Consider the following 6,838-nt stretch of genomic DNA (forward strand, 5'->3'; position numbering starts at 1 on the left):
GTCGGGGGGAGGATGCTCACGCGGTCGCGCCCGCGAGGGACGCGGGCAGGTCCGCGACCTCCAGGGCGATCAGTTGGGCCGCGTCGGGGTTGTCGAGTTCGGCGACCCGGCCGGCCTGACGTTCCGTCATCTCCTGGAACGCCTGCCGGGCCGATCGCCCGTTGCCGAAGCCGCCGCCGCGGGTCATGCCGGCGAACAGCGCGAGCAGTTCGGCGCGCGCGGCGGGGGTCAGTTCGTAGCGGTGCCGCTCCGCCTGGTGCTCGACGATGGCCACGAGCTGCTCGGCGTCGTAGTCCTCGAACAGCAGCGTGCGGGTGAATCGGGAGGCCAGGCCCGGGTTGGAGGACACGAACCGGTCCATGTCGTCGGGATATCCGGCGGCGATCACCACGACGTCGTCGCGGTGATCCTCCATCAGCTTCACCAGCGTGGCGATCGCCTCGGAGCCGAAGTCGTTGCCGCCGGCGAGCGGCGACAACGAGTAGGCCTCGTCGATGAACAACACGCCGCCGATCGCCCGGTTGAACGCGGCGGCGGTCTTGGGCCCGGTGTGGCCGACGTACTCGCCGACCAGCGCGCTGCGGTCGACCTCGACCAGGTGGCCGTGGCCGAGCAGTCCGAGCGCCTTGAGCAGCCGGCCGTACAGCCGTGCCACCGTTGTCTTGCCGGTGCCGGGGTTGCCCGCGAAGACCAGGTGCCGGCTCAGCGGCGGCGCGGGCAGCCCGGCCTCGACCCGGAGCCGGACCGTCTGCATCAGCTTGGCCATCGACGCCACGTCGCGCTTGACCCCGTCCAGGCCCACCAGCTCGCCGAGTTCGGCGAGCAGGTCGGGCAGGCTCTCCTCGACCACGTCGGGCAACTCCGGCACGGACGCGGCGCCGGCCGAAGGTCCCGGCGCGGCGCCCGCGGTCGCGGCGGTCACGAGCCGCGCGTCGGTGCCGGCGCCGAGCGCGGGATCGCAGTCGTCGAACACCGGCGCGGCGTTCGGGTCCGTGCTCAGGTCGTCGGTGCACTCGCGCACCCGGCAGCGGCGGAACAGCGGATCCGCGCCGCCGCCCACGTGCAGCGCCGCGTAGCCGGCACCGATCACGTCGCACCCGGTGAAGGTGCCGCCGGCCTGCTCGGCGACATACAGGCCGTTCTTGCCCGGCCGTTCGATCCGCAGACCGTGCACCGTGGGACGGGCGCCGGTCCACACCACCAGGCCCGAGCCGGTGCAGTCCTCGATCGAGCCGCCGGCCAGCTCGGCCCGCGAACCCGCGTCGAACACGATGCCCGCGGCGCCCGCGCCGGTGACCCGGTTGCCGGCCAACTCGGCGACGCCCTCGCCGGTGACCTCGATCCCGGTCCGCCCGGCCGCGCGCACCGTGCAGCCGGACACCCGCGACCCGGTCGGCGAACCGATCCCGATCCCGGTCGCGGTATCCGCGACCAGGCAGCCGGAGAGCGCCGCCGAGGACCGGCCGGTGACCGCGATCCCGGTCATCGCGGCGGCCGAGACCGTACAGTCGGTCAGCTCGGCCCGGGCGGTGTCCGCGGTGTGCACGCCATGCTCGGGAGTGCCCCGAACCCGGCAGTCGGCCAGCTTGAGCACGGCGGTGCCGGCGGCGTGCACCGCGCCGTAGCCGGAGTCCAGGATCCGGCAGTCGGTCAGGTCGGCGCCCGCGCCCTCGGTGAGCAGCACGCCGTTGGTCGCCGAGCGGCGCACCGCGCAGCCCTGCGCGACCACCCGCGCGGTGCCGTCGAGCACGATGCCGGCCGCGGCGGCGTCCAGGATGCGACAGTCGGTCAACTCGGCTCGGGCGCTGCCGCCGAGTCGGATGCCGGCCGCGCCCGGCGCGCTCACCCGGCTTTCGCCCGCCACGGCCGAGGACGCGTCCTCCAGCAGCAGGCCCACCCGCCCGCAGCCGTGCAGCACCGAATCGGTCAGCCGCAACATCGCCCGGCCGCGCAGCCGGATGCCCGAGCCGGACGTGGCCTCCAGGCGCAGCCGCGCCACGCCCACCCGCGCATCACCCGACAGCACGATTCCGGTGCCCTCGATCGCGCTCACCTCGACGTCCTCGACCCGGGCCCGCGCGTCACCGGACACATGCAGGCCCGCGAGCCGCGCGCCGCGCACGCGGGTGCCGGTGAGCAGCAGCGCCGAGGTGCTCCCGGCGGCCGTCGGCGCGGCGTCCAGGTCCGGATCGGCGCCGTCCCCGTCGGGCCGGTCCGGCCCGCCGCGCACCTCGATCCGGCCGCCCGTCACCGTGCAGTCGGCCAGGATCAGGCCCGCGCCAGGACCCACGCTGACCGCCGGCGCGTCGGTGCCCGCACCGTGCACGCTCAACCCGCGCACCACGCAGTCCGCCGCGTCCACGGTGATCGCCGGGCCCCGGTCGGTCGCGGTCAGCACCACCTCGCCGCCGCCCGGTTCCGGACACAGCGTCACCGACCGGGCCAGCAGCAGGGATTCGGTGTAGTGGCCGGCGGCGACCCACACGGTCGCGCCGGGGGACGCGGCCAGGACCGCGTCCGCGATCCGGCGATGCGTGCCGCGGCCCTTGGCGGCCACCCGGACAGCCGCCGGCCCGGTGCCGCTCCCTCGATGGTCGATGCTCGACACCTGTGCGCTACGCACCCTTCTGCTCTTCTAGTACCAGTACGGATGGATGGCGCCCCGCAGCGTCGGCGTGAGCCAGCCGCTGAAGACCTTCTCGAGCGACTTGAAGGCGATGTTGAGGACGAACTCGTTGAAGCCCTGCCGGTGGAACAACCGCCCGCCCGCGCCACTGAGCGCGACGTTGCGCGCCAGTGCCACGCTGCCGTTGCTCAACATGCCGGAGAACGCGGACAGTCCGCCGTCCAGGAACGCGTCCCAGCCGGTCAGCTTGTGGTTGAGGCCGTCGGCGCCGGTGATCCCCCACACCGAGGCGTTCATCGCGCCGTTGACCCACCCGGTGATCCCGCCGAGGCCGACGTTGAAGCCGAAGTCGTAGGTGCCGCTGCGCCACCGGATCGGCGTCTCGTTGCCCGCCCACTCGTTGGCCCAGGTCTTGTCGTGGTTGCCCGGGCGACGGCTCCAGTGCTTGCCGCCGTCGATGTTGCCCAGACCGCTCTTGGTGTCGCCCATCCAGCGGGTGTGCGTGAGCCTGTTCTCGTGGATGAAGGTGCCCAGCGTGGTCTTGACCGCGGAGCCCACCGCCGCGTTCGCGAACGACTTGAGCACGTCCTTCCCGGTGAACGGCTTGTTGTTGATCGCCGCGTTGATGCCGTTGGCGATCAGGTTCGCGGCGAACTCGATGACGAACTCCTGCCCGAACTCCAAGAGGGCCTTCTTCGCGATCACCGACCAGTACGGCTGGTAGGCGGCCTCGGCCAGACGGATCGCGCCGGTGGCCGGGATGTTCGGCAACCCCTGCAACGCGCCGCGGAACCGCGTCGCGTCGATGCCCTGCCGGCCGTCCGTCCACGGCATGCGCTGCCCCTCGCGGATCCGCCGTCCCCAGCCGCGCAGTTCGCTCAACGGGCCGCGGAAGTCGTACTCGGTGCCGATCGCCTGCCAGCGGCCCAGCGAGTCGGTGGTGATCACCACACCACCGTCGGTGCGCCGGCCGAGCAGATGGTCGCCCGCGCTGTAGTGCCGCCACTGGCCGCGCCACGCGTCGGTCTCCAGGTAGGTGCCGTCCGGCAGTTGCTCGCGGGTACGCACCGCCGAGCCGTGGTCGAACTCCTTCCACGTGCCGGGGGCGGGCGTCGTGTCGCCGCCGGGGTGGTACTCGCGCACCCGAGCGGGCGCGCTGTCGCCGATGTGCGGCGGGGTTTCCCGGACCACCACGTTCGCACCGGTGGAGGGTCGGTATTCGTCGCGGAAGAGCAGGTTCTTGTGGTCGGTCGGATGCGGCTCCCATCGGCCGTTGGCGCCGCCCTCGGGATTCCACCAGGTCCTGACCTGCTCACCCGTTTGCCCGGTGGCACGGGGGTGCGGTGTCTCCGCGCCGTTTCGGCCGAACTTCTGCCACTTCCAGCCGTCGGTCTCGGTCCGCCACGCGTCGACGTACTTGCCGCCGTCGAGCATCCGCCGCTCGCGCACCAGGTTGTTCCGTGCGTCGAAGTCGCGGAAGGAGTCGTCGAACGGCAACTTGGGATCGTCCGAGCCGCGGAAGAGAACCCGCTTGCCCTCCGTGACGTTTCCGTTGGAGTCGACCGCCTGCCAGTCCCAGGTCCGCGCGGTCGGCTTCCCGGCCGCGGTGACCGTGACCTGCCCGGTGCCGTCGGCGGTCGGCCAGGTGTGCCGCTGCCCGGTCGGGTAGCCGTGGCCGTCGCGCTGCACCCAGTTGGCGTTCGGGTCGGCGACCGGGTTGCCGGCGGGGTCGTGGTGCGGCTGGGGGGCGTTGTACTCGCGCACGTTCCCGTTCGCGAAGCCCTCGCGGACCACCCTCGGGTCGGTGCCGTCGGCGGCGAACCGGATGTCCTGCCAGACCGCGTCGCCCGGAGCACCGCCCGGGGTCTCGATCCGGTAGCCGGTCGTGCCGCCGTCGTTCCACGGCACCGACCCGGCCGGCGCGTTCGGGTGCGGGGCCACGGTGTCGCCGACCTTGAGCGTCGACCCGCTGTGCAGCTTGGTCTGCGAGCGGGCGAAGGTCCCGTCGGCGTGGATGTCGACGTAGCCCCCGTCGTCGCCGACGAACCGGGCACCGGAGTGCGACAACGGCTCGCCACCCGCCGGATTCGGCGTGGTCTTCTCCCACGCGAACATCTGGTACCGGGTGTCCGGGCCGAGGAAGGCGTGGATGCCGGTGGGTTGGGTGCCGCCGTCGCCGAGCATGCGGCGGGCCCACTGCGGCGGGCGCTGCTCGGAGACCCGGTTCGTGGTGAAGGTCGAACCGTCCGCCTTGACCTCGTGCTTGCCGGACTCCTTGCCCTGCGGCGACTGCTTGTCCCAGGAGGGCTGCACGTCCCAGGTCGTGTGTGCGGGATCGGTCGGCCTGGCCAACGGGTGTTCGACATAGTGCCGCGCGTTGTTCGGCGAGTGCAGCGGCCCCCACTGCTTCTGGACCAGGTCGCCGCGGGCGGGTGTGTTGCCGTGCGCGTCGGGCCGCGCGATGGTCCGGTCGCTCCACCCGCCGTCGGCGTGCGGTGTCCGCGGGCCGTGCGCGAGTTCGTTGCCCGTTGCGTCGTAGCGGTGCCAGGTCCAGCCCGTGTCGCCCTCGATGCCCAGCGTGTGACCGGCCTTGCCGTCGAACTTCTGCAATGTGTCCCGGGATTCGCGAACCACGGAGCCGCCGGAATCCACGTCCTGCCACCCGAAGCCGGACGTATCGAACCTGCGGGTACCGGAGTTGGCCACAGCGCCATCCACGCCGTACTCGACCCACGTGGTGCGCCTGCTCGTGCTGCCGAACCCGCTGAGGTCGGTCCGGCGGAACGCGTCGAGGGTGTTGCCACCGGGCAGCAGTCGGCGCTCGAACACGTCGACCTTGCCGGGCGTGGCCGACTTGAGCTTGATACCGCCGTTCGCGGCGCCGCTCGCGTCGACGGTGCCGCGCTCGAAGCCGTTGCGCTCGAAGCCGGCGGGCTTGTTGACATCGGCCGGAGGGGTCACGCCATCGCGGTACTCCTGCCGCCAGGTACGGGCGTGATGATCCACCACGTACTGGTGGTCCGTGCGGCGACCGCCCCTGAGGACGTTGAAGCCCTCGTGGCCGAGCGATCCGTCGTTACCGTGGGTACGGAACTCGCCGTGGCGCGGGCTGTTCGGCTCGTTGATCGTGACGCGCAGCTCACCGGTGACCGGATCCCTGGTCACCGTGCGGGCCGGCCCCGGTACGCCCGGCGCCTCGACCAGGTGCACCGTCGGCGCGGCGCCGGTCGCGTGATCCACCGTCACTCGCGCCGTGGGCGCGGCGGCGGACGGATCGCGCAGGACGATCGTCTCGTGGGTCAACGCGCCGCTGTTGTTGTCGAACACCCGGTGGCCGCCATGCGCGTCGTCGACCCGGATCCCGTCCGGGGTCGAGGTCGCGGGCCGCGCGGAGCCCGGATCGAACGCGTTGTCCAGCATCAGGGCGGGCCCGGCCGTCGGACGGTCCACGTACCCGATTCGGGTGCCCGTCGCGTCGAACAACTCCTGGCCGCTCCCGACCGGGTTGCCGCCGGCGTCGAACCGCTCGTACGTCCGGGCTCCGCCCGGCTGCGGTTCGACGCGGTAGCCGCCGCCGGGGTGGGTCTGCACGACCTCGGGTCGAAGAACGCCGTGCGTGTCGGTGAGCCGATGTCCGGTGCCCTCGGCCACCACGAAACGCGGATCGCCCGCGCCGCCCAACGCGATGCCGCGCTCGGCGACGGCGCCGTCGGCGGTGTAGCGCACGGACGCGCCGCCGACGTTGTCGGTGACCCGGTAACCGCCCTGTACGGCGGTGACTTCGCGGCCCGGAACGAGCGTGCCGTGGGTGTCGGTGAGGGTGAGTCGGCCGTTGCCCGCGTCGACGACGAAGTGGGTCTCATCGGCGCCGGCGCGCAACGGGGTGCCGTGCTCGATGGAGCCGTCGGTGGTGTTGTAGCGGTTGGAGGTGTTGGTGGTGGGGTCGGTGACGCGGTAGCCGTCCTGTATCGCGGTGACTTCGCGGTTGGGGATGGGTCGGCCGTCGAGGTCGGTGAGGGTGGGTCGGTTGTTGCCGTGGTCGACGACGAAGTGGGTGTCGTCGGCGCCGAGTCGGGTGCCGTGCTCGATGGAGCCGTCGGTGGTGTTGTAGCGGATGGAGGTGTTGGTGGTGGGGTCGGTGACGCGGTAGCCGTCCTGTATCGCGGTGACTTCGCGGTTGGGGATGGGTCGGCCGTCGAGGTCGGTGAGGGT

General features: G+C 72.5%; 2 protein-coding genes. Both read right to left on the minus strand.

The features are described from left to right. Positions 1-16: 16 nt before the first annotated feature. Complete coding sequence (locus ACIBSV_RS17665; RefSeq protein WP_395863886.1) at positions 17-2,623, minus strand: right-handed parallel beta-helix repeat-containing protein; 2,607 nt, start codon at positions 2,621-2,623, stop codon at positions 17-19. Between the two features lie 12 nt (positions 2,624-2,635). After that, on the minus strand, positions 2,636-6,838 hold a 4,203-nt coding region (locus ACIBSV_RS17670), incomplete at its 5' end, for a hypothetical protein (RefSeq protein WP_395863888.1).

The organism is Embleya sp. NPDC050154 (genome assembly GCF_044460165.1).
GTDB lineage: Bacteria > Actinomycetota > Actinomycetes > Streptomycetales > Streptomycetaceae > Embleya.